The organism is Ruegeria sp. CDSA077 (assembly GCF_059612265.1).
The window spans coordinates 22,175-46,126 of the sequence record NZ_JBXWQG010000011.1 but is presented as its reverse complement, the minus strand read 5'-3'; the positions used below and the strand labels follow the sequence as shown (position 1 = coordinate 46,126).

General features: G+C 54.0%; 21 protein-coding genes and 2 pseudogenes. 16 read left to right on the top strand and 7 right to left on the bottom strand.

The features are described 5' to 3' along the window. Window positions 1-185: 185 nt before the first annotated feature. From AC2FLE_RS17370 to AC2FLE_RS17335, 8 genes and pseudogenes are all read left to right on the top strand, one after another. Window positions 186-424 (top strand): annotated as a pseudogene (locus tag AC2FLE_RS17370) (transposase); the annotation flags it as partial. A gap of 996 nt (window positions 425-1,420) precedes the next feature. Next, window positions 1,421-1,867, top strand: a complete 447-nt coding sequence (locus AC2FLE_RS17365) for a universal stress protein (RefSeq protein WP_496691984.1) — start codon at window positions 1,421-1,423, stop codon at window positions 1,865-1,867. 255 nt (window positions 1,868-2,122) lie between these two features. Further along, window positions 2,123-2,908 (top strand): formate/nitrite transporter family protein, encoded by a 786-nt coding sequence (locus tag AC2FLE_RS17360; RefSeq protein WP_496698589.1) that lies wholly within the window; start codon window positions 2,123-2,125, stop codon window positions 2,906-2,908. Between the two features lie 245 nt (window positions 2,909-3,153). Then, window positions 3,154-3,531, top strand: a complete 378-nt coding sequence (locus tag AC2FLE_RS17355; RefSeq protein ID WP_142636034.1) for a nuclear transport factor 2 family protein — start codon at window positions 3,154-3,156, stop codon at window positions 3,529-3,531. A gap of 346 nt (window positions 3,532-3,877) precedes the next feature. Continuing rightward, window positions 3,878-4,873: an HlyD family secretion protein gene (locus AC2FLE_RS17350; protein ID WP_496698587.1), complete on the top strand. Its 996-nt coding sequence runs from the start codon at window positions 3,878-3,880 to the stop codon at window positions 4,871-4,873. Then, a complete protein-coding gene (gene rbbA / locus AC2FLE_RS17345; RefSeq protein ID WP_496698585.1) occupies window positions 4,870-7,566 on the top strand; it encodes a ribosome-associated ATPase/putative transporter RbbA in 2,697 nt (898 codons plus the stop codon). The genes AC2FLE_RS17350 and rbbA overlap by 4 nt, the downstream gene beginning before the upstream one ends. Next, the gene (locus AC2FLE_RS17340) at window positions 7,567-8,691 is read left to right on the top strand and encodes an ABC transporter permease (RefSeq protein ID WP_496698584.1); all 1,125 of its coding nucleotides are present in this window, start codon (window positions 7,567-7,569) and stop codon (window positions 8,689-8,691) included. A gap of 424 nt (window positions 8,692-9,115) precedes the next feature. Next, on the top strand, window positions 9,116-10,690 hold the full coding sequence (locus AC2FLE_RS17335) for a trypsin-like peptidase domain-containing protein (RefSeq protein WP_496698582.1): 1,575 nt from the start codon (window positions 9,116-9,118) through the stop codon (window positions 10,688-10,690). 9 nt (window positions 10,691-10,699) lie between these two features. Here AC2FLE_RS17335 and AC2FLE_RS17330 read toward each other — a convergent pair whose 3' ends face one another. Both AC2FLE_RS17330 and AC2FLE_RS17325 read right to left on the bottom strand, forming a co-directional pair. Continuing rightward, window positions 10,700-12,316 (bottom strand): MFS transporter, encoded by a 1,617-nt coding sequence (locus AC2FLE_RS17330; RefSeq protein ID WP_496698581.1) that lies wholly within the window; start codon window positions 12,314-12,316, stop codon window positions 10,700-10,702. Window positions 12,317-12,364: 48 nt separating this feature from the next. After that, the gene (locus AC2FLE_RS17325; protein ID WP_496698579.1) at window positions 12,365-13,585 is read right to left on the bottom strand and encodes an APC family permease; all 1,221 of its coding nucleotides are present in this window, start codon (window positions 13,583-13,585) and stop codon (window positions 12,365-12,367) included. Between the two features lie 165 nt (window positions 13,586-13,750). Between AC2FLE_RS17325 and AC2FLE_RS17320 the strand changes: the two genes are divergently transcribed. The 5 genes from AC2FLE_RS17320 (at window position 13,751) to AC2FLE_RS17300 (ending at window position 15,704) form a co-directional block, all read left to right on the top strand. Then, a complete protein-coding gene (locus AC2FLE_RS17320) occupies window positions 13,751-13,957 on the top strand; it encodes a hypothetical protein (protein WP_282021709.1) in 207 nt (68 codons plus the stop codon). 31 nt (window positions 13,958-13,988) lie between these two features. After that, on the top strand, window positions 13,989-14,396 hold the full coding sequence (locus tag AC2FLE_RS17315; RefSeq protein ID WP_496698578.1) for a c-type cytochrome: 408 nt from the start codon (window positions 13,989-13,991) through the stop codon (window positions 14,394-14,396). A 133-nt stretch (window positions 14,397-14,529) separates the two neighbouring features. Beyond that, window positions 14,530-14,979 (top strand): phasin family protein, encoded by a 450-nt coding sequence (locus tag AC2FLE_RS17310; RefSeq protein WP_271952496.1) that lies wholly within the window; start codon window positions 14,530-14,532, stop codon window positions 14,977-14,979. Between the two features lie 60 nt (window positions 14,980-15,039). Continuing rightward, entirely contained in the window at window positions 15,040-15,447 is a 408-nt protein-coding gene (locus AC2FLE_RS17305) for a universal stress protein (RefSeq protein ID WP_085824819.1), read from the top strand. Between the two features lie 29 nt (window positions 15,448-15,476). After that, on the top strand, window positions 15,477-15,704 hold the full coding sequence (locus AC2FLE_RS17300) for a hypothetical protein (RefSeq protein WP_496698574.1): 228 nt from the start codon (window positions 15,477-15,479) through the stop codon (window positions 15,702-15,704). An 86-nt stretch (window positions 15,705-15,790) separates the two neighbouring features. On the opposite strand, the gene AC2FLE_RS17295 is transcribed toward AC2FLE_RS17300, so the two are convergent. Next, window positions 15,791-16,813 (bottom strand): permease, encoded by a 1,023-nt coding sequence (locus AC2FLE_RS17295; RefSeq protein WP_496698573.1) that lies wholly within the window; start codon window positions 16,811-16,813, stop codon window positions 15,791-15,793. Between the two features lie 85 nt (window positions 16,814-16,898). On the opposite strand from AC2FLE_RS17295, the gene AC2FLE_RS17290 reads away from it, so the two are divergent. Both AC2FLE_RS17290 and AC2FLE_RS17285 read left to right on the top strand, forming a co-directional pair. Continuing rightward, window positions 16,899-17,756: a LysR substrate-binding domain-containing protein gene (locus AC2FLE_RS17290; RefSeq protein ID WP_496698572.1), complete on the top strand. Its 858-nt coding sequence runs from the start codon at window positions 16,899-16,901 to the stop codon at window positions 17,754-17,756. A gap of 304 nt (window positions 17,757-18,060) precedes the next feature. Beyond that, a pseudogene (locus AC2FLE_RS17285) lies at window positions 18,061-18,536 on the top strand (tyrosine-type recombinase/integrase). Between the two features lie 102 nt (window positions 18,537-18,638). Here the strand turns inward: AC2FLE_RS17285 and AC2FLE_RS17280 are convergent. The 4 genes from AC2FLE_RS17280 to AC2FLE_RS17265 all read right to left on the bottom strand — a co-directional run bounded on the left by AC2FLE_RS17280 (window position 18,639) and on the right by AC2FLE_RS17265 (window position 22,836). Continuing rightward, window positions 18,639-20,249, bottom strand: coding sequence for an FAD-dependent monooxygenase (locus AC2FLE_RS17280; protein WP_496698570.1), 1,611 nt, complete (start codon window positions 20,247-20,249; stop codon window positions 18,639-18,641). Window positions 20,250-20,415: 166 nt separating this feature from the next. Then, window positions 20,416-21,306 carry a hypothetical protein gene (locus tag AC2FLE_RS17275; protein ID WP_496698568.1) on the bottom strand — a complete coding sequence of 297 codons (891 nt, stop codon included), beginning with the start codon at window positions 21,304-21,306 and terminating at the stop codon, window positions 20,416-20,418. Between the two features lie 116 nt (window positions 21,307-21,422). After that, the gene (locus tag AC2FLE_RS17270) at window positions 21,423-22,340 is read right to left on the bottom strand and encodes an alpha/beta hydrolase (RefSeq protein WP_496698566.1); all 918 of its coding nucleotides are present in this window, start codon (window positions 22,338-22,340) and stop codon (window positions 21,423-21,425) included. Between the two features lie 205 nt (window positions 22,341-22,545). Then, window positions 22,546-22,836, bottom strand: a complete 291-nt coding sequence (locus tag AC2FLE_RS17265; protein WP_496698565.1) for an EF-hand domain-containing protein — start codon at window positions 22,834-22,836, stop codon at window positions 22,546-22,548. 86 nt (window positions 22,837-22,922) lie between these two features. Here AC2FLE_RS17265 and AC2FLE_RS17260 point away from each other — a divergent pair, with 86 nt between their 5' ends. Continuing rightward, window positions 22,923-23,858, top strand: a complete 936-nt coding sequence (locus AC2FLE_RS17260; RefSeq protein WP_496698563.1) for a LysR family transcriptional regulator — start codon at window positions 22,923-22,925, stop codon at window positions 23,856-23,858. Window positions 23,859-23,952: the final 94 nt, after the last annotated feature.

Genomic DNA, 23,952 nt, shown 5'->3' with positions numbered 1-23,952 from the left:
AAAGCCCTGAAAAGGGCGTTGGATCGTGAAGAACACCACAAACGGAAGCAAAATCGCGAGTATCAATCTCATCTTAAATTACCTTCTGATAGTTAGACCGCTATGTTCTCACGAACATGGGCGTTGTTGCATATCTCTCGCAGCGAGGGATTCACAACGCGAATCCATAAGGTTAAACGGTGTGGATGAGTAAGCCATCTTCCGCCCGTTAACGCGTCACGAATTGGTCCGACTACAATGCTGCGCTTAAGGAGCGCGGCTCACTTCTTGTCTGGCTGGACAAGGACATGACCTGGCTCGCGGCGCACGAAGGTCGGCCTTGTCACAGCCGGTCTTTTCGAATGCGGCGATCCAATTCTGCCTGTCGACCAAGGTGCTATTCAAGCTGCCACTGAGACAGACAGCGGGGGTGACCGCTGGCGTTGATCAGCTTCGTTTCGTAGCTAGTTTCTCTGACCACATCGTTGATAAATGCGCAATCTTAGCCGTTTGGCCTTCTAGGGTACCGTAGGCAATCAGCACAGTCATTCCGATCCTCCTGCAAATCGGTTCGAAAAACGCACCAACTATGTCGAAACAGCTCGTTTCGGCCCTTGATCCCAATCAAAAGTGCCTGTCTTGCCAAGTTATTTGGGCGCGGGTGAGGCACCCATTGGCTGGCTTATGCGGTTTTGGAAAGCGCGAAAGCTACAGTTAACCAGAATGCACTGCGTATGGTCATTGCACCGACCGTTCGCCATTCAAACGGCGTTCCACTAAGTGCCACTAGTATCAGAACAACGAACACCAATAGTGTAGATAAGCCAAGCAACCAGGCAATTCGTTGTGCCCAGATTGTGGATTTATAGAGCGCGAAAGCGCCTAACAAATAGATAAATCCAGCCAGAAAATTGAACCAAAGCACGAATGGAACTGCATCTCCGACTGCAGCTCTGGCAGCAGCACCCCCAAACAGGGCTGTTCCTCCCGAGAAAATGGTAAGGAGACCAAAGAGTATTGCGGCTATCGTAACTGGGCGAACCCAAGGCGGAGAGGAAGGCATCGTTGTTTTCCTCAGAAATAAGATTGAATCTCGTGTCGTGGGCAATCTACCAACCTTGCCAAATGAACTGAAACGCACGCCCCTAATAGCAATTCTTCTCGCCATTTCCCTTGATCTTTATCATTGGGCTTAACTTGATACCCTTTGAAAAAATGTAGCGTCTGCGCGAGGTTTTTCGCAATAATTATGCGCTGTTACCCCTTTGAGATGACCCGTTTGCAACTCCTAACATTTTTCAAAATTGGTTCAGTTACCGTATATCTTCTGGAAATAGACGGACGACTACGCTCGAACCTGCAGTGAAATGTGTTGATTTGAGTCAAAGTTAACTACTGCAAGCTCGCCCATACTAACCCCTCACTAAGGAGGGAGTGCAACATGTTCAAAAAGATCGTAGTTGGCTTGGATGGATCTGAGGCGTCAGAAGCAGCTCTGCGCGTTGCCTGTGATATTTCAAGCAAATATGGCTCCCAAATTCACCTTGTTCATACACCTCAACCCCAAACCGTGGCGTTCGCAATGGGCGCATTGGCTGGCTATCACGCCGTCACGACAATGCCTTCAGACGAAGAGGTGCAGCAGGCAGCAAACAAGATTATTTCCTCTGGTAGAGAGATCGCCGAAGAGTACAATCAGACGGTTTCGCAAACGTATACCCAACGCGGTGATCCCGTCGACCAGATCATCGCATGTGCCGAGCAATGCAAAGCTGACCTGATTGTGACGGGCCGCCGTGGATTGGGAAGCATTAGTAGCCTAATTCAAGGGAGCACCTCTCTAGGCATCAGTCGGAATGCCACTTGTGCTGTTTTAACCGTTGCCTGAATTTCAAACTTGGCCCCAATCGGCGCTAAACGATGAGGATCGAAAAGTTCTGCGTTGAGATCTCGCGAAAGCGGAAGCTGAAGTAGACCTCATGGGTACCTATGGCCATGACCGCGCGCCAAACTGTGTTAGGTGGAACTATCCGAACTCAGAGGGAACAGGTAGGCTTCCGGTTTTATTTGCGCGTTAGTTCAAGGTCAGAAGACAGGCTTAAACTACCTGCTACGTAAACTCGTGCCAACTCTGGAGCGCCACATGAACCCCCCGGCCCTGTTCGATGCTCATAAACCCGCTGAAATTGCATCGTTAGTTGAGACTGCCGGGGTCGCAAAGGCAAAGCTGCCACTAGCACCCATGTTCGTTCTTGCGATGCTGGCTGGAGCATTCATAGGGTTTGGCGCAGCGGCCTATACGATGGCGGTCACGGGGGCAGACAGCGCTTCAGGGCCGACCCGCGTTCTGGGAGGAGCAGTGTTTTCCCTGGGCCTTATCCTGGTGATCGCAGGTGGTGCGGAACTGTTCACCGGCAATGTCCTGATGGTGATAGCAGCGGTCGATCGCAAGATACCGCTGCGGCTGCTGTTCCGAAGCTGGGGCATCGTCTACGTTGGTAACTTCGTGGGTGCCGTTGGGCTTGCATTGGCCTTCGCCCTGACCGGCTTGCTCGAGGGGCCGATGGGTAGCACTGCCATAAGGGTAGCCGATGCCAAAGCGGGGTTGGAACCGATGGAGGCTTTCGCCCGCGGCGCATTGTGCAACGGGCTGGTCTGCCTTGCCGTATGGCTGTCCTTCGCCGCCCGCAGCGTCGCTGGAAAAATTCTAGCGGTCTTGTGGCCCGTCTCTGCATTTGTGCTGCTGGGGCTCGAGCATTCGATTGCGAACATGTATTTCTTCCCGCAGGGCTGGGCTGCGGGAGCAACTGTGCCGGTTTTCGCAGCGGCGGCCAATCTGCTATGGGTTACTCTGGGTAACATTGTCGGCGGGGCGGGAGGAGTTGCCTTGGCCTATTGGTTTGCTTATCTTGGCGGAACAAACCGGTAAGATCCGCTTCTTCGATTTCAGCACCCGCCGGAGAGAAATGATCGGAAACAGTTGGTTCTGAAGGCGTTGTCTAATAGCGCACTGGCTGAAGACGGCGCCGGGAATTGGGCCGCTCATTTCCACTGTGCAAGTCGTCCTCTCGATCCTGATCTGAATCCTTCGCGAATATCTAATTTTGTTGATCCCTGTCAAGATTGGCAAAGGTAAGATGTGATACAGTTGAGGCTGAAATTTGGGGGGCTATTATGGAAGAATTAGTCGAGATTGGACGAACATTCGTTCAGGCAATGCGTGATCGCAGAGGTCTTGCAAACGTTGGTGAAATGTATGCAGAAAACGCTCAATCTATTGAGGCGGTTGTGCCTCCGGTTCGACAGTTTCGCATCACCAAGGGCCGGGATGCTATCAAAGGAAAAAGAGAGGATTGGCTGGCAGCTCATGAAATCGTCGAATTCGACGTGGATGGCCCCTATGTTCATCCCCCAAACCGCTTCGGTGTTCGATATAAGGTTAACGTAACGCAGAAGGCTACAGGGCAACACATGACCTTGAGCGAGATCGCAGTTTATTCGGTAGCAGATGGGAAAATTGTACTTGAAGAGTTCTTCATGTTGCCGAAGTAGGAACGACAGCCAGCAACGCTGACGCAGTGTTGGTTTTATCTGCACGTTGGAAGCGTGACTCGTAAGAGCTTTGACACGACAGATGGACAACTGGGCATTTATTTCGACTATGGGATGCTTGCCCTTGCGCATCATTGCGACCAATTCGGCGCAGCCGTCATAGAGAGTCACACCCCGAAAGCCTCATTGGGCCATGGATGTGGGCCAACAACCAGACCTGTGCCGCAATTTCGTACCCGAAAAGCACTTGGACAATCATCAGATAGAACCTGTTTGATCCAACTCAAGGCATCACGTCGAGAGCGAGCTAAATTAGAATAGAAAATTAACTAATGTGCGCGGGGCCATGAGAAAGAACGTACGCGCAATTCTGATCGCCATAACGCTCCTACTTGCAGGTGCAGCTGTTTACTTTGTCGTCGCAGAAGACAGTGATGAATTGCCGGCTGGGTTTGTACAGGGCAATGGGCGGATCGAGGCTGAACAAGTAGAAATCGCTCCAACCTTTGCCGGGCGCGTTGCTCGGGTCATGGCAGCTGAGGGCAGCCTGGTTGCTTCGGGTGAACTGCTGGTTGAAATGGATACAGATGAATTATCTGCAGCCCTTGACCGTGCCAGTGCCGAGGTTGCGCTGGCGCGCCAAACCAAGGCCGAAGCTGAAGCCGTGGTCATCCAGCGAGAAAGCCAGCAGCGTCGCGCTTCGCAGGAGCTTGACCGGGCCAAGGCGTTGCTGGCCGGTCAGAATATCTCGATGACTGTCTTTGAGGATCGTGAAACCGCGTTTCAGGTTGCGGATGCCGTGCTGGGCGCGGCCAAGGCCCGGGTTGCAACGGCGGATAGCCAGATTGCCGCCGCAGAGGCCGAGGTGCGCCGGATTGCGGCACAAATAGAGGATGGTTCTCTCATCGCTCCCATGCCGGGGCGTATTCTGTATCGACTGGCCGAGCCCGGCGAGGTCGTTGGAGCGGGCGAACCGATCTTGACGTTACTCAGTTTGGAAAACGTCTATATGGAGGTCTTCCTGCCTGCACGCGAAGCGGGACTATTGCCCATCGGTGCCGAGGCGCGCATCGTGCTTGATGCGTTGCCGGAATTTGCCATCCCAGCAACCGTAACCTTCGTCTCTCCCGAAGCTCAATTCACTCCCAAGCAGGTAGAAACTTTGAGCGAACGGGAGCAGCTGGTTTTTCGCGTTCGGGTTCGCATTCCCAGGGATTTGGTTACGGCGCGGATAGAGCATGTGAAGACCGGCCTTCGCGGCATTGCAGTGATCCGACTTACTTCCGATGGCGCGTGGCCAGACGATCTGGATAGACGAATTCCACCCGAGCTGTTCGAATGAGCGCCGAGGGGGGCTCATCGGGTTTCTGCATCAACGGTGTCACACACACGTACCGACAGCATGTTGCGTTGGATAACCTTTCGCTGGTTCTGCCAACTGGCCAGCTTATCGGATTGATCGGGCCGGACGGGGTTGGCAAGTCAACGCTGCTGGGATTGATTACCGGCGCAAAGCAACTTCAGACCGGGGAAATTGATGTTCTCGGGGGATCGATAGGTGACCACGCGCACCGTCACCGCGTGTGCCCGGCGATCGCATTTATGCCGCAGGGATTGGGCCGCAACTTATACGCGGAACTGTCTGTGCGTGAGAATCTCGAGTTCTTTTCACGTCTTTTCGGACAGGGGCAACAGGAACGTGAAATCAGGATCGCGGCCTTGCTGTCAGCGACCGGACTTGCGCCCTTTTCGGACCGGCTTATGGGCAAACTTTCGGGCGGAATGAAGCAGAAACTTGGACTGTGTTGTGCGCTGATCCACGACCCTAAGTTTCTGGTACTGGACGAACCGACGACCGGAATTGATCCCCTGTCGCGGCGCCAATTCTGGGCGCTGATAGACGCGGTCCGAGAAGAAACGCCCGGTCTCTCCATACTGGTTTCAACAGCCTATATGGAGGAAGCCGAACAATTCGATTTTATCGTAGCGATGGATGCCGGTCGGGTGATATTTCACGGCCCCCCTGCCAAGCTGAAGGGTAAAGCCCGGGATCTTGAAACATCTTACAGGCAGCTACAGGCGCGAGGAGAACTCCGGTTTGTGCCGAACAAGGTACCCATGCATCATCAAGGTGCAGACCCGGTGATCACGGCGCGTGGGTTGACCCGGCGCTTTGGCGATTTTACTGCCGTCGACAACGTCGAATTCTCGATCCACCGAGGCGAAATCTTTGGCTTCCTCGGATCAAACGGCTGCGGCAAGTCAACCACCATGAAAATGCTGACAGGTCTTCTGCCAGCAAGTGAGGGAGAGGCGCTGCTGTTCGGCAGACCGGTGGATGCGCGCGATCTTAGGATGCGCCGCGAGATCGGGTATATGAGCCAGGCATTCTCGCTTTATGGCGAGCTGACCGTTCAACAAAACCTCCAGTTGCACGCTCGCATCTTTGCGATCAAGGATCGTGTAGAACGCATTGATGAATTGGCCGAACGTTTCGGCCTGAAGGCACATATGGGCACGCTGGCGTCGGCGCTTCCGCTGGGTATCAAGCAGCGTCTTTCCCTTGCCGTCGCCGTGATCCACCAGCCTCGGGTGTTGATCCTGGATGAGCCAACCTCGGGCGTGGACCCCGAGGCGCGCGACTCGTTTTGGGCGCTGTTAATCGAGCTGTCGCGAGACGATGATGTAACGATTTTCGTCTCGACACATTTCATGACCGAAGCGGAGCGCTGTGATCGCGTTTCTTTCATGCATGCAGGCCGGGTATTAGCTGAAGGTACACCAGATGAGTTGATCGCAACGGCGCAGTCGGACAGTCTGGAAGGTGCGTTCATCGCTGTCCTGGAGGCCGTCGAGCCGCCCGCGCCGGTAGCAGCACCCAATGTTTCGGTTGATGCTGTCAACCCGGGCGCTGCCGGAAGTATCGGGCGCATACTGGCCTATGCACGGCGCGAAACAACCGAGGTTCTGCGCGATCGCGTCCGTTTGGCTTTTGCTTTCCTTGGCTCGGTGATCCTGATGTTGGTCTTTTGCTATGGGATCACTCTGGACATAGAAGACCTGGATTTCGCGGTACTCGACCTGTCTCAATCGCCTGAGAGTCGTACCTATATCGCCGAGATTTCTGGTTCGCGCTATTTCAACCCCACGGCGCCACTGGCCAGTTTTGAAGACGGCCGCGAGCGGTTGGCCAAAGGAGACATCTCGCTGGTTGTCGAACTTCCACCCGATTTTGGTCGCAAGCTGCGCGCCGGCGAGCCAACTGAAGTCTTGGCAATTGTGGACGGTGCGATACCGTTCAAGGGTGAGACAATAGAGGGCTATGTGGCCGGGCTTCACAGTACGTTTCTGGAAGTACTGGCCCGCCAAAGTGGTGAGCAGTCGGTCGAAATCGCCCGCATCGAACCGCGCTTCCGATACAATCAAAGCTTTGAAAGTATCGCTGCAATGGCCCCTGCTATGCCTGCGATCCTGTTGATAATGCTGCCAGCCGTTTTGATGGCTGTTAGTGTCGCGCGGGAGAAAGAGTTGGGCACGATCACCAATTTCTACGCAACGCCAACGACGCGGCTCGAATTTCTGGTTGGCAAACAGATCCCCTACATCGCGATAGCGTTCGTCAATTTCCTACTTTTGGCAGCGATGACGATCTTCATTTTTGGCGTGCCCCTAAAAGGAAATCCGGTGCCTCTTGCAATTGGTGCTTTCCTATATGTTTGGGCAACCACATCTTATGGACTGCTTATTGCGACCATAACGTCGAGCCAGGTGGCCGCAACTTTTGCCACCGCTATCGCGTCGGTGGTGCCGACCATTCAATTCTCCGGGCTGCTACAACCGATCTCGACGTTGGAAGGCGGCGCCCAGACAATTGGATCGCTTTGGCCTTCTTCCTATTTCCTGCATCTAAACGTCGGCGCGTTCACCAAAGGTCTTAGCTGGGATGCACTTGCCCCCGACCTTCTGGCCCTAGCCTGTTTCGGGCCTGCGCTAACCTTGATCGCTGCACTGTTACTCCGAGCGCAGGAGAAGTGAATGCAACGATTGTCCCGCATATTCTGGCTTGGTTTGAAAGAAATGATGAGCCTCCGGCGCGACTGGGTGATGATGGCGCTGCTTGTCTGGTCATTCACGCTGGCGCCCGTAATGGAGGCTACGGGCGTTTCAAACTCGGTCAACAATGCATCCATTGCATTTGCCGACGAGGATGGCTCGCCGCTTTCGCGCTCGCTTGCCTCAGCGTTTTTTCCGCCTGAATTCCAACCCGTTATCCAGATCGCACCGGGTACCGGGGCCGAAAAGATGGATGCAGGGCATTTCCTGTTTGTAGTCGCAGTACCCCCAGGGTTCGAGAAAGATGTTCGAGCCGGGCGCGCGCCTGAAATTCAGGTTTTGATCGATGCGACAGCGATGGAGCAGGCCGGAATTGGAGCGAACTACATCATCAATATCTTGAGCGCCGAGATCCGGCGCTTTGCCATCGGAGCAGAATTGTTAGACCCGCCGCCCATCGATATCATTGTGCGCAGCGCATTTAATCCAAATCGCGACACTGTTCGTTTCGCAGGTATCGTCGCGCTGATCGGCCAGATCATGTGGCTGACCACAATCCTTACCGGTGCTGCCATGATCCGTGAGCGCGAGCATGGAACAATCGAACACCTGCTGGCGATGCCGCTTACTCCATTTGACATTGCGGTCGCCAAGATCTGGGCAAACGCGGCGGTGGTTCTGGTAGCGACCGCTCTCTCGCTGACCTTTGTTATGCAAGACTTCCTGGGGATCAGCATCGCGGGATCGAAGGTGTTGTTTTTAATTGGCACAGCTCTCTTTCTCTTCACGGCGACGGCGCTTGGGGTGTTTCTTGCGACGATTGCGCGCTCAATGGCTCAATTCGCACTTTTGGTTATGCTGACGGTGCTTCCAATGTTGATGCTGTCAGGAGGAGAGACGCCAATCGAAGGGCAGCCCGGCTGGCTTCAGATCGGAACATCTATCCTCCCATCCCGCCACTACATGTCAGCCAGTCAGTCCATCATTTTCAAAGGTGCCGGGATCGAGACGGTCTGGGCAGAGTTCGTATGGATGGCGTGCTTGGGCGCGATCCTTCTGGCAACAAGTCTGCTGCTTTTTAGACGCTCGGTTGCGCAAGAGACCTAATTAAGTTTTTGCACCTGAGCCAAACTAGGCGGCTGACAGAGCACCCGCTTGCGTAAGATCAATGGCCGCGCCCGTAATTTGGCATAATACTGCCTCGCCGGTATAGCACTAAAGGAGGAGGTTCAGATGCTTGAAGGCAAACAGACCCAGCAAAACATCCAAATCAAGGACCATCAATTGACACTACGTGGCCAGAAGAAGATCACGCACGTTCACCATGATCGGGTCAACATATATAGAAGGCCGGTCGGTCATTGGACCTCTCCTGATAGCATCACCTATTTGCAATTAACTCGACGGTAACAATTAACCGCCGGAGAACCGCTCCCGGGCATACTCTGAATGTGTGCTTTATTGCCAAACGTGGAAGTTTCGAGGTTGCCCATGATAGAGTGGGTATAGCGCTATTAAACAGAGATGGGCCATGCGGACACCGGACCAAGGCGACACAGGAGTTGATACAGGTAATGTCCGTGCATTCCTGGAGAGCTTGACCGGCCCGTCCCGCGGGACCGTAGCCTGGCTTGCCGACAACGCGGTGTCGGCCTCGGTCAGTCCGGACCGTACCTTGAGGCTGAGACCGAAAGAAGATGTGCCAGCTTATGACGAAGACATTGCGACTCTTCAGTGGTCAGATGACGGTTACACGTTAAACGCGTTGTCTGATCGGAATATCTGGGTCAATGGTCACAAGGTCGCTTCGGTTGACCTCAGGCACGGCGACATGATCGAATTCGGCGAAAAAGGCCCGATGTCCCGCTACAGGGTGTGCGACCACTCATTCCCTGCACATCGCACGGTCGAGGATATCCTAAGCGACGCGTACGCATATGCGAGAACAAGCCGTCGACCCTTTCCAAGAAAAATTTCCGGTGCACTGCGCGACAGTGGGCGTCGGCTAGCATCACAAACCACAATTCTCTTCAGGATCACCGTTATTGGCGCAATCCTTCTGATCGCCGTATTTGGGTATTTACTGTTTCAGAACGACAGGAAGCTGGCGGACAGCCTGGAACGAGAATCCCATAAGATCGAAGCGGTTGCCGTTATGCTGGCACAGACCCGGGAAGACTCGTTGACGCCAGAGGATTTGGGTGCACTCAAAGATGCTTTCGAAAGTCAGGTGCTGTCCACTGAGCAGCGTCTTGGCACGCTGGAGGAACGCGCAGGCGCATCAACGCGGATTATCACAGCCTCTACGCGTTCCGTCGCGTTCGTCCAGGGCGCCTATGGATTGCGGCAGATCAAAAGCGGGAAATTGCTGAGGCATGTGGTTGGCCCCGATGGAGAGAATCTGCAAACGCCATTTGGACAACCGTGGCTCGAACCAGATGCGATGGGCGAGCCTGCTGAGTTTCAGTTTACTGGAACCGGGTTTCTTCTACAGGACCCGCCTCTGTTGGTGACCAACCGTCATGTCGCCTTGCCCTGGACCACTGGCGACCGTGCACAAGCCCTTCAGGCCGCAGCGCTGGAGGCCGAGATGCTGAGTTTGCTGGTCTATTTGCCTGATCAAACTGTGCCAATTAAGGCTGTCTTGCATAAAGCAAGCGAAACCGCAGATCTGGCGCTTCTCTCTATCGACGCCACACGCGTTCGGGGTCTTGGACTGTTACTTGCAGATGAGCCACCGCGAGCGGGAGAGGAAGTTTTCCTGCTTGGATATCCAACCGGCCTGAAGGCTCTTATCGCGCAGGCCGGTCCGGGCTTTCTGAAAACGCTAGAGAATAAAGGCGCCGTGGGTTTCTGGACAATTGCGACCCATCTTTCGGAACAAAATAAAATCCGGCCCCTGGCCAGCCGGGGAATCGTAGCCCAGACCAGTCCCGGCGCCATTGTTTATGATGCAGAGACCACAACTGGAGGAAGCGGGGGACCTGCGTTGAACCGAAACGGTAAGGTGGTTGCGATCAACGCCGCGATCTTACCCGAGTTTGGTGGTTCGAATATTGGCGTTCCGGTGTCGCACCTCAAGAAACTTCTCAATGAAAGCGACTGATCCGCGTATTCATTCGCCTGTCCGATATGGTGAATTTTGCACAAGAAAAACCATAATCAGTGGGACTATGACAGAGATCAGGCCCACGGTAATCAGCAAATTCCCCAAGTGGCTATAGTCAGCGATGGATGCAACTGTACCCATTCTGGGTTCGGTCACGACACGAGTCACGACAAATACCTGGTTTAGGTATTTTGTGCCCAAGCTGCTTGCCGACAATGCCATGTTGGTGAAAGACGCCATGACAGCAAAAAAGGTCGCCTTGAGATGTGTCGGGGCGTTACGTGCGATCCAGGCCAGCATAGGGACCATCGCGATCTGACCCAGCGGTGACTCTACGGCTGTGTCGAGTATGGCGATGAACCTTGCATCCACAACCCCGCCTGTGTGCGCGGCCGTCCATTCATGCACTCCGTAGTATAAAGCAAGGTTAGGCAGGGCCAGCACTCCGGCGGCAATGGTGAGCAGTACCACCACCTGCGCGATGGAACGACTGGCCATAAACGGCCTGAGGATGATCAGGCCAAGCAGTGCTAGTAGTGAGGTCAGGAGCGCCAGAATTGCCAGAAACTGTTCGTCGAACCCAAGCTCGTCGATTTCGAACCAGGTCAATCCCGGACCAGGCAACGGGACCGCGCGAAAAACGAAAATGATTGTCGCCGTCCCGATCAGAACCTTGGCCTGTTTCGACTCCAGTTCCCTTAGCAGCCGTGACATGAGATAGAGAATGACGGTGAGCGAAACCGCAAAAACAGTTTCTTGCGCAAAGGCGAAATTTGCGGTTCCCAACACAACGCTGAGTACAACAAACGCGAGACCTCCCAGCAGTATTGGCCACCTTACTTCGGTGGCTTGATCCGGTTTGTGTGGAAGGTGCCCAAGACTAACGAGGCGACGCTGTATCAGAGCATGAAGAACCACTCCGCTGATCGACAGAAAGGGGACAACCAGAGCGACGAGATAGACCTGACCATAAAGAACCAAACGATCGCTTTTATCCAGATCCTCCGCGCCCGAAAAAATCCAGATGTTAACCGCTGCGACTCCCGCAAACCCGGATATGATCGCAATCCTGCCCAGGGTCTGCATGGTAGTGTGGCGGGCACGAACTTCTTCATGCGTAAACGCGTACCCGTCTTGGTTGGTTTGTGGTACCGCTTCGACCGTCATGGCATCTGCCACGACGTCCTGAATGGCATAACCAGAAGGTGCCAGGATCAAGGCAACGACATACCAATGCTCAGGCAGCATGGCCCCGGCCATCTGGGCAGGCGCGGTCACAAGTCCATACATGATAAGCAACGAGGCCGTGATAAGAGACGCGCCAACCAATATCAGCAGCGATTTCCAACGCCAGAACAGATCCACCAGATGCCCAAGCGGCATTTTCAAAATCCAGGGCAGCCCGGCCCAAAATGCCAACCCCGCCACGAAAGCAGCAGATAGATTCAGATAGTCCTTGAGGAAAAACGCGCCAACGACGGATGTCAGTCCCGAAACTCCGGCCGCGAAGTACACCATCAACGGTGGCATGTAGGACCATTGTAATTGCGCGACCAGATCAACGAATGTCCGGTGCCACCAGTCAGAGAGCCGCCTTCCAAGTGTAGGTCGATCAGTGTTCATACGTCATTCGGATCCCGTTCTGGCGACCTAACGCCGTCGGATTTCCTCTCAAAGAAACCCGGCGCCGAAAAGCAGGGTGCTGGTCAGCACACCAAGGATTGGCACGACAAGAGGTACGTGGAAATGTTGTCGGGTTGAATCCGGTTTCAACTTCAAAAAGATCAGCGAGAAATTGACTAGAACAAACACACCCAAGACGATCTGAGATGTGCGTTCTGCTAGGGTGCCGATCGGCAGCGTTTGGGTCAGTAGAAGGATTAGCGCCACAACCAGCAGGGTTGCGACGACTGGTGTCTGGGTTACCTGCGGGACACTCGCCAGTATTTTCGGCAGATGACCCCGATCGGCAAGGCCGTAGATTACCCGCGACGCCATTATCATCTGGATCAGGACGCCATTGACTGTTGCAACGACTGCGACTGCGGCAAACCCCTGTTTGATTACTTCGGGTGCATTTGAAAAAACCAAAGCAAGCGGGGCAGTCGAAGTCGACAAGGTATCGATAGGAACAACAAGCAGGACCGTAATTGAGGTCGCCAGATACAGACCCGTCGCCAGAACGAGCGTCAGCAGAATTGCCTTAGGAATTGTGCGAACTGGGTCTTTTACTTCTTCGGCGACGTTTGCCATGTCCTCGAATCCAACAAAGGCAAAGAAAGCCAGAAGCGACGCCGCGAAAATGCCCCGCCAAGCGTTGATCTCAAAACCTGGAATCGTCTCGCTGAACGCATAGCCTTGCGGATCCTGCACGGACATGCCCCAGCCAATCACAAACAGAAGCCCCGAAATCTCGATGATCGTGATCACTGCCGCCACAAATACTGATTGCCCAATGCCCCAGAGTGCAATCAGTCCCATAAACGACACGATGCCGATCGTAAGCAACGTGGTGCCAAGGTTGGTCAGGGTGTGAAGATAGGAGGCCGCTCCAATCGCAACGGCCGAAGCCGATATCACTCCCGAAGCAGCGACGGCGAGACCCACCAACACAGCAATCCAGTTTCTTTGAAACCCCGCTTCGACGTATGCCGCTTCTCCCGCGCTTACGGGATAACGTGTCGCGAGTTCGGCGTACGACAAAGCCGTCAGCGAAACGACGAGCGCTGCAATGAGAAACGAAACAGCGGCGTAAGGACCAGCGACCTCAGCGGTAGCACCGACAAGCACATAGATTCCCGCACCGACGGTGACACCGAGCCCGTAAAGCGTAAGCAACGGGGCAGTAAGCGCGCGTCGGAGTTTAGGTGTCGGTGGATCGGCCGTATGCATTGGCTTCACTCCTCAATGAACAAACGCCTGTGTACCGAGCTACAGCGCGGTTAAGTACACCAGTCACTAACGAGGGGCTCGCCACCATTCATTCCGAGCCCCTGCGGTGGAATTTCCACGCTTTTGCAATTCCGCTTATCACCATGTTTGATTTGGATGCAGGCGATGAACGGCAATCCCGCTGAAACATTCATGCTTTACTATGTAATGTACCTTTTTGAATTGATCTATGTCATTGGTCGCCAAGAACCGACCAGCCAAGCGGAACCGACTGCAGTGTACTTACTTTCGTCGCAGTTTTTCCCAGCTGGTACTCAAAGGCTGAATATGAGCGAGATCAATGAAGCGTTCGCTCAATACCGCGTAGTCTAAACGCGAAATGCTGACGTTCGAGGAGGAACAGATGCCAGTTTATCGCGGACTTCTTTTGTCAATATTTGCTGCAAGTGCTGCACTGGCGCAGGATATTGACCTTCAAAACGGGCACAATCTCTACAGAACCTATTGCTGGCAATGCCATGGTTTCGAGGCCACTGGAGATGGTCCAATGGCGGAGATGCTGGCAATAAGGACGCCTGATCTGACCAGGCTTGCGGCCCAAAACGACGGTGTTTTTCCGATTGAGGCGGTGGCGCGTCAAATTGATGGTCGCGCACCATTGCTCGCGCATGGCGGAGAAATGCCCATTTTTGGACCAGCTTTGGATTCGGACCAAAAAGTTGCGCTGACTATGCCTGACGGCCAGCCGATGTTCGCAGGTGTGCCGTTGGCAAATGTGATTTATTATCTTGAGTCCATACAAATCGAGTAGGTTGGTACAAATGCTGCCATTAGATTGTAGAGCACCACCGCCCACGTTTGTTGACGCCGGTTGATCTACATTAAGGTTATTTTCTACCGGATTTAGTAACATTCAGCATTGGGAAGATGAGGAGGAATCTCCGATGCCTGAAGAGAAGCCAAAATCAAGTTACTCCAACCCACTTGTTGATGTTTTCAAGCAGATGCAACCGACTACTACGGCCAATCCGTTTTTAGGCGCTCAGCTTGAGCAATTCTGGGACACGCAGGAGAAATCACTGAAAGAGGCAGAGGCCTTTGCTCAACATTGGTTTGAGAGGCGTCACGAGGCTGTTCGAACCGCGCTAGAAGCTGCGCGCTCGGCGTCTGCTGCAGACCCGACTGATCCGGCGAAAGCACTGCAATCGATAGCAGAGTGGCAAAAGCATTCAGCCGAACGCCTCGTGGCTGACGCTCAGGAATGGTTCGAAACAGTTGCCCGATGTGCAGCATTTGCAGCGGAAACCGAAGCCGAAGCTGTGGAAAAAACAATAGATGATGTTGCAAGCACAGCAAAGAAAGCGGGTAAGTCTTCGAAATCCGAACCGGTTTAGAGTGCCGTATCACCGCGGAGGCCGGAATGATCGTAGCTGGAGCAATCGAAGGTCACTAACATGTATAAGAACATTCTGATTCCAGTCGCGCTGGACAAAGATCACGATACACAGGCCTCTTTTGAAGCTGCTCGTTTGCTAGCGAATGCCGATGCGGAATTCACAGTGCTCCATGTGCAGGAGCCGATCCCTGCATATGTGGCATCCCAGATACCCGAGGAAGTTCTGGCAAACACGCGAAAAGAGCTTCAGGAGGGCTTACATCGGAACGCTGCAGAGCTACCGGGTGCGAAACCGCGGCTTATCTCGGGGAGCGCTGGCCGAGCGATCGTTGATTTCGCAAATGAAAATGACATCGATTGCATAGTGCTGGCCTCACACAAGCCGGGGATCGAGAACATTTTTATTGGGTCGACTGCGAACCGGGTCGTTCACCACGCCAATTGTTCTGTCCACGTGGTCCGCTGAGTCGTTTTGTGGCAGGTGCTCCAAGTCGAATGCTGGATACCCAGCATGGGACACAAAGACGATGGAGTGAAATTGGTGCTGCGAGCACGCGCAGCATGAAAATCGTATTCACGCTGTGGGCTCTTTCAAGACCTTGGGTGCAGCGCAGCATTTCGGTTCAAGAACCACTCGCCATCGATTTGAACGGCCCATACCAGCCATTCATCAGGACAGACCACGCCGCAATGCAGCTTCACCAGACCGGACTTTCGCTGTGAGCGCAAAATCGGGGGCGAGTCGAACTTACAGCCCGCCGGACGAAGCTGCCGGTTGCTGAACGTCTGCTTCCCGTTAACGCTGAATCTCAGACGATCCACCCAAAGACATACCCCGCCCCAAGCGACCCCAGAACTGCAAGCAGCAGATAGAGCATGAACGGTTGCAATTTGAGCACCGGTGCGATGGCCATAGCACCCCAGATGCTGACAACACCGCCCGAGACAAGGAAAGCCATCGCCGCGCCTTCGGACATGCCGTTGTCGATCAACCCGCGTGTCAGCGGGAGCGCAGCGTAACCGTCGATATAGGCCGGGGCACCGACGAAGACTGCGGCGGGTATTGCCCACCATTTGTCTTCGCCAACATATGTTGCTAGTGCGCCCGGCGTCAGTGCGGTGTTCAGGGCATACTCGGCGGCAAATGCCGGGATCAGGCAGATCAGGATCAGCCGCGTGGTCGCCCAGAACTGTCTGCTGAAAGAATGCCTTCGTGCCTCAGACCGCCATACCCATGGATCAAAGGGTTGATCCCTGCCGCATCGTGCGGCACTCAGTTGGCGCGCCAGACCATTGTCTCGAAGCGCGCTCATTGCCCAAGGTGTCTTGGCGAATAGCCCTGTGATCACGCCCCCGAATACGCCTAATCCGAAAGCTGCGAGTGTTTTGCCGATCGCAAAGCTCAAACCCAGTGTCGCGGCTGTTGTCGCGAGCATCGCCGGATCAGTTATTGGGGAGGACAGCCAGAATGCCATGATCGGAGCGAGTGGCACGCCCGCTGCCAGCAATCCGGCCATTAAGGGCAGCACCGTCACACCGCAGACCGGCGTGATGGCTCCGATGAGCGATGCAGCCAAAACCGCTCTCAGCGTCCTGCCCTCGAACGCGCCAGCGATGTGGGTATCCGCGCCGCTGGCGATGATCCAAGCTGCTAGTATGATGCCCGGAATGACAATGGGGGCAACGACAATTAGACCCCATAGGACGAACCTTGCTGCGTTTGCGGCGTGTTCCGGCCAAGCAAAACCTACACCTGCCAACAGAAGTAGAAACAGGCCCCACACTAAGGGTTTCCGGTTGGATGGTCGGTTGGCAGCTGTCTGATCGGACATGGGATACTCCTCTGACCTTGAAAAATAGTGCGGCGCGAGGCATCTGTGAAACGCATAGTTTCAATTTCCGATATTGGAAAAACAAATGGAAAACCTGGATAGCGATCTTTTGCGAACCTTCGTCGCCGTGGCCGATGCCGGCAGTGTCACAGACGGTGCCGCCCGCATCCACCGGTCGCAGTCTGCAACGAGCCTTCAAATCAAGCGCCTCGAAGCGATCCTGGGTCAGCCGGTCTTCGACAGGCATGGTCGTGGGGTGGTCCTGAGCGACACGGGACGAAAGCTATTTCCAGTCGCGCAGGAGGTGACGGCACGTCTCGACGCGGCACTACGGGAGATTTCCCAGAACACTGTAAGCGGGAAACTACGTTTGGGCATACCCGACGATCACGGACGAACGAAACTCGCGGCGATCATTGCGACCTTCACCCGCCATCATCCGAAAGTCGAACTGGATATCACATGCGCTCTGAGCACCAGTTTTCCCGAGGCCCTCGACAAAGGTTCGCTGGACCTTGCGGTCTATGAGGTCGAAAACCCGTCCAGCCATGAGGAAGTTCTTTATGAAGACCCAACTTGTTGGGTGTCGTCGGCGCGCCGCAATTTTCAGATCGATGAAAGCCTTCCGGTTGCCTTGTTCGATCATGCATGCTGGTGGCGCGACGCGGCAGTCAATTCATTGCAGGCCCGCGGAGAGCCATATCGCGTTGTATATTCCAGCCAGAGCGTCTCTGGCGTGATTGCAGCGGTTGAAGCTGGGATTGCAGTAGGTCTACTTGGTCGCTCGTCGTTTCACGCAGGTCTATCTGTGGTGAACGACGCATTGGGCTTCGGGAACACACCTGCCTCCAAGCTGGTGATGGCATCCAGCAAGCCGAAAGAGCAAGGGCCTCAGGACGCCATGAAGGAGGCGATCAGAGCCGCATTTATGGCCAAGCCATAAAAAGCTGACTTTCGCTGCGCTCTGTCGAATGGGCAGGTCGGACTAGGTTCCTGACATCGGAGGCGGCGCGGCATCCTGTGGTACGACGCCTGTGTCAACGTCGGGTCGTCGTTTTGGGAGGGCATGGCGGATCGGAGGATTAGTCATGGAAATACCAAACTTACCTGCCATTCGCGCACTTCGGCTAGCCTGGAACAAGGGCCGCATTGTCGGTCAGAAGCGGCCACTGAAACCTAAGCATGTCTGAGCAATCTGGGTGCGGCTTGAATTGGCAGAGAACCATCGTGATCTTGCTCTGTTCAATATGGCAATCGACAGCAAGCTTTGCGGCTGCGACCTTGTGAAGATGAAAGTTGTGGATGTGATGGCGTCAGGCCAGATCAAGGAACGCGCCTCAGTGCTACAGAACAAGACGCAGAAGTCAGTTCGGTTTGAGATATCGGAAGGCACCCGCACATCCGTCGAGAAATGGATCGAAGACGAACTGATGGTCGGATCAGAGTATCTTTGGCCAGGCCGTTTTCATGAGCGGCTTCACATATCGACACGTCAGTATGCGCGGATTGTTCGGGACTGGGTCACGTCGATCGGATTGGAAGCCAGTGCATATGGCACGCATTCGATATGGCGCACGAAAGTCACTCAGATCTACAAGAAGACTGGCAACTTTCGCGCCGTTCAGCTTCTGTTGGGGCACACAAAGATGGACAGTACAGTCAGTGTTATCTTGGCGTTGAACTTGAGGATGCCTTGGCCATTGCTGAAGCCATTGAAATCTAACATTCTGGGCCGCCTACACGGTCGGCCCAGAGCTGCCCTTCATCTCATAGCCAAACGCTGCGGCGCGGCTTCCTGAAAGCGGACGTTAACCTGTTCAAGCCCTCATGAGAGAGCTGGTGATTGTAGCAAGCCAGGAAATGCAGCGTCCAATGGATTTTTTAGCAGCGTGATATCGTCCACATCATCGTTTCGACTGCCAATACGACCATCCGGTCTGATCCACAAAGCCGAGCGCACAGCAATACCCAACCGATTGTGACAATTCAGCTCTGGATCGATCAGTAGCGAATTCTCATCAAAATCAAGTACTCTGCGCGCGGCTGCCCCTTCGGTGCTATGAGCGACTACGACCAGATCAAGCGCCTTTTTGCTCACTTTGACAAGGTCAATTGCTGCTTTCACAAGTTGCTCGGCCTCCAATCCACCATCACTGATCAGAAGAAGAACTGTGTTGTACGGTGACGACAACGCACCTGTGAGAAAAACTGCAGCGCCGTTTGCTTTATATAGGCGTATGTCGCCCGGCACATGAGTTCCGGGGCCGGGCCCAATCGACGGCTGCTCTCCAACAGAAATGCTGCTGGCTGCATAGTTCCCCATCACTGGTTCGTACCCATTTCCACCGTTTTTCAGATAGGCCCAAAAATTCACTGAAAACCGTCGAATTGCCTTGCTTCTTTCAACTGGATCGCTGGTCGACCAAAGGTCGTCGTTTTTTTGACCAACATCAATCATAGCGCGCCCTGCGGGGCGGCGTTCACTTTCATAGGTGTCTAAAAGAGCATCATCGGCGTGCCCAGAAACAACTGAGGCTAATTTCCAACCCAAATTCATCGCGTCCTGTATTCCGGTATTCATTCCCGCAGCACTTCCTGCTGACATGGCATGACATGCATCCCCGCAGATTAGCACCCTTCCAACTCGGTAATCAGAAGCTAATCGAGCCGAACATTGAAAGCTGACATCTGAAATCGGTGGGCCGAGGCGCACGCTTGGTGCGACATCGCGCAGAATATCATTCAACGAAGTCCAACTGTCGTCACAGTGGTTCAACGAAAGAGAATATATTCTGAACGCCGATCTTGTCTGATAAATTGCGACCACAAGATGATCCAGATACAACATCCCGTGGTTTGCTTTGTATGGCCAACCTTCGATTTGCGCATCCAACACATGCCAGTGAAGGTCACTATCGTGGCCTTCAAACCCAATCTCAGCAGCTTGCCGTATTGTACTGTGCACACCATCACAACCAATCAGCCAAGAGGTTTCGACCCTCTCTTCCCCACCGGCTCGGTTTTTCAAGACAGAAATGACTCCTTTCGCACTCTGTTCATAACGTACAAGCTCCAACCCGCGCTCGATAAGCACGCCCAGGCTCTCCAGCCGCGCGATCAGAATAGGGATCAGATCATCTTCGCCGAGATTGAGGTGCCATGGCCAGCGCTCATCAGATGATATAGCAAGCGCTGCAGTTCTGCCTTCAAAGGATTGCTCCATAGACTGAACCGGAACACCTTGCTCGAATATCTGATCAAGGACACCCAACTGCTCTGCTGCATAAAACGTTGACGGCTTTACTACAAATGCGCGCGGCGTAGTTGGTGCGGATGTATCGCGGTCGATTATGCGCAGATCAATGCCGCGGCGCGCCAGTTCAATCGCTAGCACCAACCCGCTGGGCCCGGCACCAGAAACAAGTACGTCAGTCAATTGATCACTCCTTTTGGGTTTTTTTTGCGCAATCTTGAGGAGCTCCGCAAATACATTGTCATTTAATCAATTGTTACCATTCATGTTGTACCGATTAGGAATGACGCCCGCTTGGGGCTGCGAACAGTCTATTGGGAGTCGCCACCTTTTCTCGTTCAAACCGCGTTTAGCTACCTGCCAAAAAGTGTTTTGCAGGTATTTTGGTGTAAGCCCCATCATAGAAAAAGTTCAACCAAACGGAATGACCATCGGAGTAAATATCAGAAACGCCGCGGGTATCTGATCCTGCGTCGAGCGAATGTACACCGCCTTCCGTATCCAACTGCATCAGCTTGAACGCCTGGTGATCCTGATGCCCGCGGTAACCGCCGACAACCACTGTTCCATCTACAACCTCAATGGATTCAAGATTTCCAAATCCACCCGCCAGATTTTCTGACAGACCGGCCTCATCCAATTCTGAGATACGATAAACAGCGCTATCCCAAGCGTCATCAGCACCCCATGACACCGCATAGATCTGGCCGTCAGTAATCTCGAATCTGGCAAGACCATTGATCTGAACATCTTTCAGAGTCGGTCGAATTTCTCCGGTGTTTGCCGACACAGTAACAAAACCCCCACGCCCAAAATCGCTGACAAGCAAAGTGGCATCGTTCAGCACCTCAACATCGTAGAAGAAAACACCTTCTTCGTTGTAACTCTTCCGCCAGTTGACCTCGCCTTCATGGGAAAGCGAGATGACTTGATTGCCATCCACAAGGACAATTTGTTCGCCAAGTTCAACCAACCCGGTCGGGTTGCGGAGGCCTTCGCCGTCGGAAAGAGTGATGCTTTCATGTGCGCCACTCAGTCCGAGTTTGTACAATCCACCATTGGTGGCTTGGGACCCAAATTCCTCACCAGGTCCGCCAGGGCCAATAGAAATCGCATAAACGTCTGCCCCCAAAGGCAGGATTGCTTCGGTGAAGGGTGGCAGGCCACTGACCAGTACCTCTTCCGCGGAAACAGGTTGAATAATCGTCAAAGTTAACAAGGCGCTCAAGCATTTTGTCATTGTCAAAACTCTCTTTGAAACGGCCTGCCGTCGAGGCCATGCTACATTGCTCCACAACGGATGATCACGAACCGGAATTTGTGGATGGCTCGTGATCACCGCGTATCGGAGCAGCGTTAAAGGCTGATCTGCTCACCCCGGAAATACGGGCCAAGAGCCGCAACGACACGGTCGATGGTCAGCGGGTCCTCATAGAATTGAAGCTGATTGGCACCATCGATCCAGTGAAGTGCTTTATGAGCCGAAGGGATCTGTTGATAGATTCGCTTCGGAATATCCGGGCCGCTGGCGGCTTTGTCACCGTGGACCATGAGAACCGGCAATGTGAGGCGCGATGCCGCGTCGCTGATCTGCCAGCCCCAAATTCCCGCTTCGCTCATTGCCGTAATCCGGTTTTCCCAACCACCGCGATGGAGAAACCACGGCGCTTCGTTGTCCCATGGCAGATACCACTCTGCGACCGCCGTGGCTGTCAACAGGGCTTCGGGGGAACCGACTATTGGAATATAGTCCACCGTACCGGTTTCGGAAAACTTCGCGGACGCCGCTGCTGACCGGTTCATGCGTGCCTCGACTGACGCAGCATCGCCGAGATACATGATTGCCGTATCGGGGGTCAGGTAGTGACCGGCAACAATTCCAAGCGATGCGATCCGCTCGTCCTGAGCCGCAGCTTCAATCGCCCAATTCACGCCCTGACAAATTCCAAGGAGATGGAGTTGGCTTTGGTCAATCCCATCCTGTTCAGTAAGGAAATCGACAGCAGCGCGAAGATCTTCGATCTTGGCCTCACCGGATTCAAACCGGCGCGGCTCACCTGAACTGGCACCGTGATTGCGCGGATCAAAGATCAAAACCGCAAGGCCCTGTTGTGCCAGCCTTGTGGCGTATTGTACTGGTGATTGCTCTTTTACAAACGCCACGGGGCCCATGATCGCCACTGCAGGATGCGAACCCTCTCCTGCAGGCAGGAAGATTTTGCCTGCAAGCGTTTCTGGGCCACTGGGGAATGACACATCGCGTACGTCGTACATGCCAGAAGCCCTGGGTTGTGCTGCGGCGTGCTTAGGTATGGTTGCTGGTATCGCTGCCGCGGCACCCCAGAGTGCCATCTGCCCGGCAAGAGTTCTGCGGGTTATGTGCATATATACTTCTCCCTCAATCTCAAGGCTTTACGTGCATTGTGAGGTTGGAATTTATCGTTTGTTGAATCAACCTCGGCGCTGAAGACTTGGTACTTTAAGACTTCTTGGCGCCCTTGATCTTCGTTTTTCCAGCGCCGCCATTCTGGTTTTCGCTCGCGTCTACGACGCCGTCACCGTTCGTGTCTGCACCATCGAAAATAACTCTGTGACGATCAATAAATACTTGGGTCCGCTCAATTCCCGCAGGGTGATACTCAAGCATTTCTTCAAACGTCACGACTCCGTCTTGGTTCAGGTCGTGCGTTTCGGTCGATACATCGGCATGCGCCATGGCGGCTGTAAAAACTACGCTCCCGGCTGTGAAAGCCAATTGGACAAGTCTCATGGGGGTTCCTCATCGTGTACAGTTTCGATGGGATCTAAATGCGCTTAGCTTGACATAATCAAAATGACGCAACTAGCATGCTGGTCATGCAAAAACCGAATGATGAATTGGCGTCGATGGATTTTCGCGTTTTGCGATTTCTGCGGATCCTGTTGCAGACTGGCAGCGTGACCCGAACTGCTGAACTGCTTGAGATCAGTCAACCCGCAGCAAGTCGCATTCTTGCCCGCATTCGGGATCTGACTGGCGATCCATTATTAATCCGAACTCAGGCAGGGTATCAGCTGACGGATCACGCCCTGTCGCTTCAGGAACCGGTGCTTGAGGCGATCCACGCGACCGAAGCGGTTTTTCTGCCGCCCAAGTTCGACTCCGCCCATTCAAATCGGCGATTTCGCATCGCTGGTACCGACTATGCTGCAGCCTGCATCATTGGGCCACTTGTCGATCGGCTGGCGAGGGTCGCGCCACATGTTAGAGTGGATGTGTCACCATTGGTACCAAACAGTTTTTCGGCAATTCAGGACGGCGAAATTGATTTTGTCTTTTACGCTGGACTCAAAGTGAAGGGTGATCTGATTGTCAAAAAACTCTTTACAGACAGCTACGTCCTTCTCATGCGTGAGGGTCATCCGTTGTATGAGCATGCGGCGCAGAAGGGTTATCTGGAACCACCGGATATCGCACCGTACCGACAAATCGAATTCAGCTACCCGACGGTTGAGCGATTGCGTGCGGATACCGTCATGCGCGCGACCAACAATGGTGACCCGGCAATGTTGTCTGTACCTTTCTTCACCTCCATGCCTTTCCACGTCGCAAACAATGATGCCGTTGCAGCCGTTCCGTCGCGCTTGGGTACGCAACTCTCCTCATTCTCCAGCATCGTGTCGGTTCCCTTCAGGTCAGGGGCGGAATTTCCTTACTACCTGCTCTGGCATGAACGGGGACAATTCAATCCGACCATTCGCTGGTTTGTGGATGAGGTCGTAAAGACCGTTACGCTACAGGACTCGGCTTAGGAAGAAATGCGGAGACAGTCGAGGATCCAACAAGGGCGCATTGTTCATGCCGCCTCGCAGCTGCTTTTCCAAGCGAAGACGGCCCTTTCCTGCC

Excerpts from the sequence above, each read along its gene's own strand:
- AC2FLE_RS17365 (WP_496691984.1), top strand. The coding sequence starts at position 1,421 with ATGTTCAAAAAGATCGTAGTTGGCTTGGATGGATCTGAGGCGTCAGAA.
- AC2FLE_RS17360 (WP_496698589.1), top strand. The coding sequence starts at position 2,123 with ATGAACCCCCCGGCCCTGTTCGATGCTCATAAACCCGCTGAAATTGCA.
- AC2FLE_RS17355 (WP_142636034.1), top strand. The coding sequence starts at position 3,154 with ATGGAAGAATTAGTCGAGATTGGACGAACATTCGTTCAGGCAATGCGT.
- AC2FLE_RS17350 (WP_496698587.1), top strand. The coding sequence starts at position 3,878 with ATGAGAAAGAACGTACGCGCAATTCTGATCGCCATAACGCTCCTACTT.
- rbbA (WP_496698585.1), top strand. The coding sequence starts at position 4,870 with ATGAGCGCCGAGGGGGGCTCATCGGGTTTCTGCATCAACGGTGTCACA.
- AC2FLE_RS17340 (WP_496698584.1), top strand. The coding sequence starts at position 7,567 with ATGCAACGATTGTCCCGCATATTCTGGCTTGGTTTGAAAGAAATGATG.
- AC2FLE_RS17335 (WP_496698582.1), top strand. The coding sequence starts at position 9,116 with ATGCGGACACCGGACCAAGGCGACACAGGAGTTGATACAGGTAATGTC.
- AC2FLE_RS17330 (WP_496698581.1), bottom strand. The coding sequence starts at position 12,316 with ATGAACACTGATCGACCTACACTTGGAAGGCGGCTCTCTGACTGGTGG.
- AC2FLE_RS17325 (WP_496698579.1), bottom strand. The coding sequence starts at position 13,585 with ATGCATACGGCCGATCCACCGACACCTAAACTCCGACGCGCGCTTACT.
- AC2FLE_RS17320 (WP_282021709.1), top strand. The coding sequence starts at position 13,751 with ATGAACGGCAATCCCGCTGAAACATTCATGCTTTACTATGTAATGTAC.
- AC2FLE_RS17315 (WP_496698578.1), top strand. The coding sequence starts at position 13,989 with ATGCCAGTTTATCGCGGACTTCTTTTGTCAATATTTGCTGCAAGTGCT.
- AC2FLE_RS17310 (WP_271952496.1), top strand. The coding sequence starts at position 14,530 with ATGCCTGAAGAGAAGCCAAAATCAAGTTACTCCAACCCACTTGTTGAT.
- AC2FLE_RS17305 (WP_085824819.1), top strand. The coding sequence starts at position 15,040 with ATGTATAAGAACATTCTGATTCCAGTCGCGCTGGACAAAGATCACGAT.
- AC2FLE_RS17300 (WP_496698574.1), top strand. The coding sequence starts at position 15,477 with ATGCTGGATACCCAGCATGGGACACAAAGACGATGGAGTGAAATTGGT.
- AC2FLE_RS17295 (WP_496698573.1), bottom strand. The coding sequence starts at position 16,813 with ATGTCCGATCAGACAGCTGCCAACCGACCATCCAACCGGAAACCCTTA.
- AC2FLE_RS17290 (WP_496698572.1), top strand. The coding sequence starts at position 16,899 with ATGGAAAACCTGGATAGCGATCTTTTGCGAACCTTCGTCGCCGTGGCC.
- AC2FLE_RS17275 (WP_496698568.1), bottom strand. The coding sequence starts at position 21,306 with ATGACAAAATGCTTGAGCGCCTTGTTAACTTTGACGATTATTCAACCT.
- AC2FLE_RS17270 (WP_496698566.1), bottom strand. The coding sequence starts at position 22,340 with ATGTACGACGTACGCGATGTGTCATTCCCCAGTGGCCCAGAAACGCTT.
- AC2FLE_RS17265 (WP_496698565.1), bottom strand. The coding sequence starts at position 22,836 with ATGAGACTTGTCCAATTGGCTTTCACAGCCGGGAGCGTAGTTTTTACA.
- AC2FLE_RS17260 (WP_496698563.1), top strand. The coding sequence starts at position 22,923 with ATGCAAAAACCGAATGATGAATTGGCGTCGATGGATTTTCGCGTTTTG.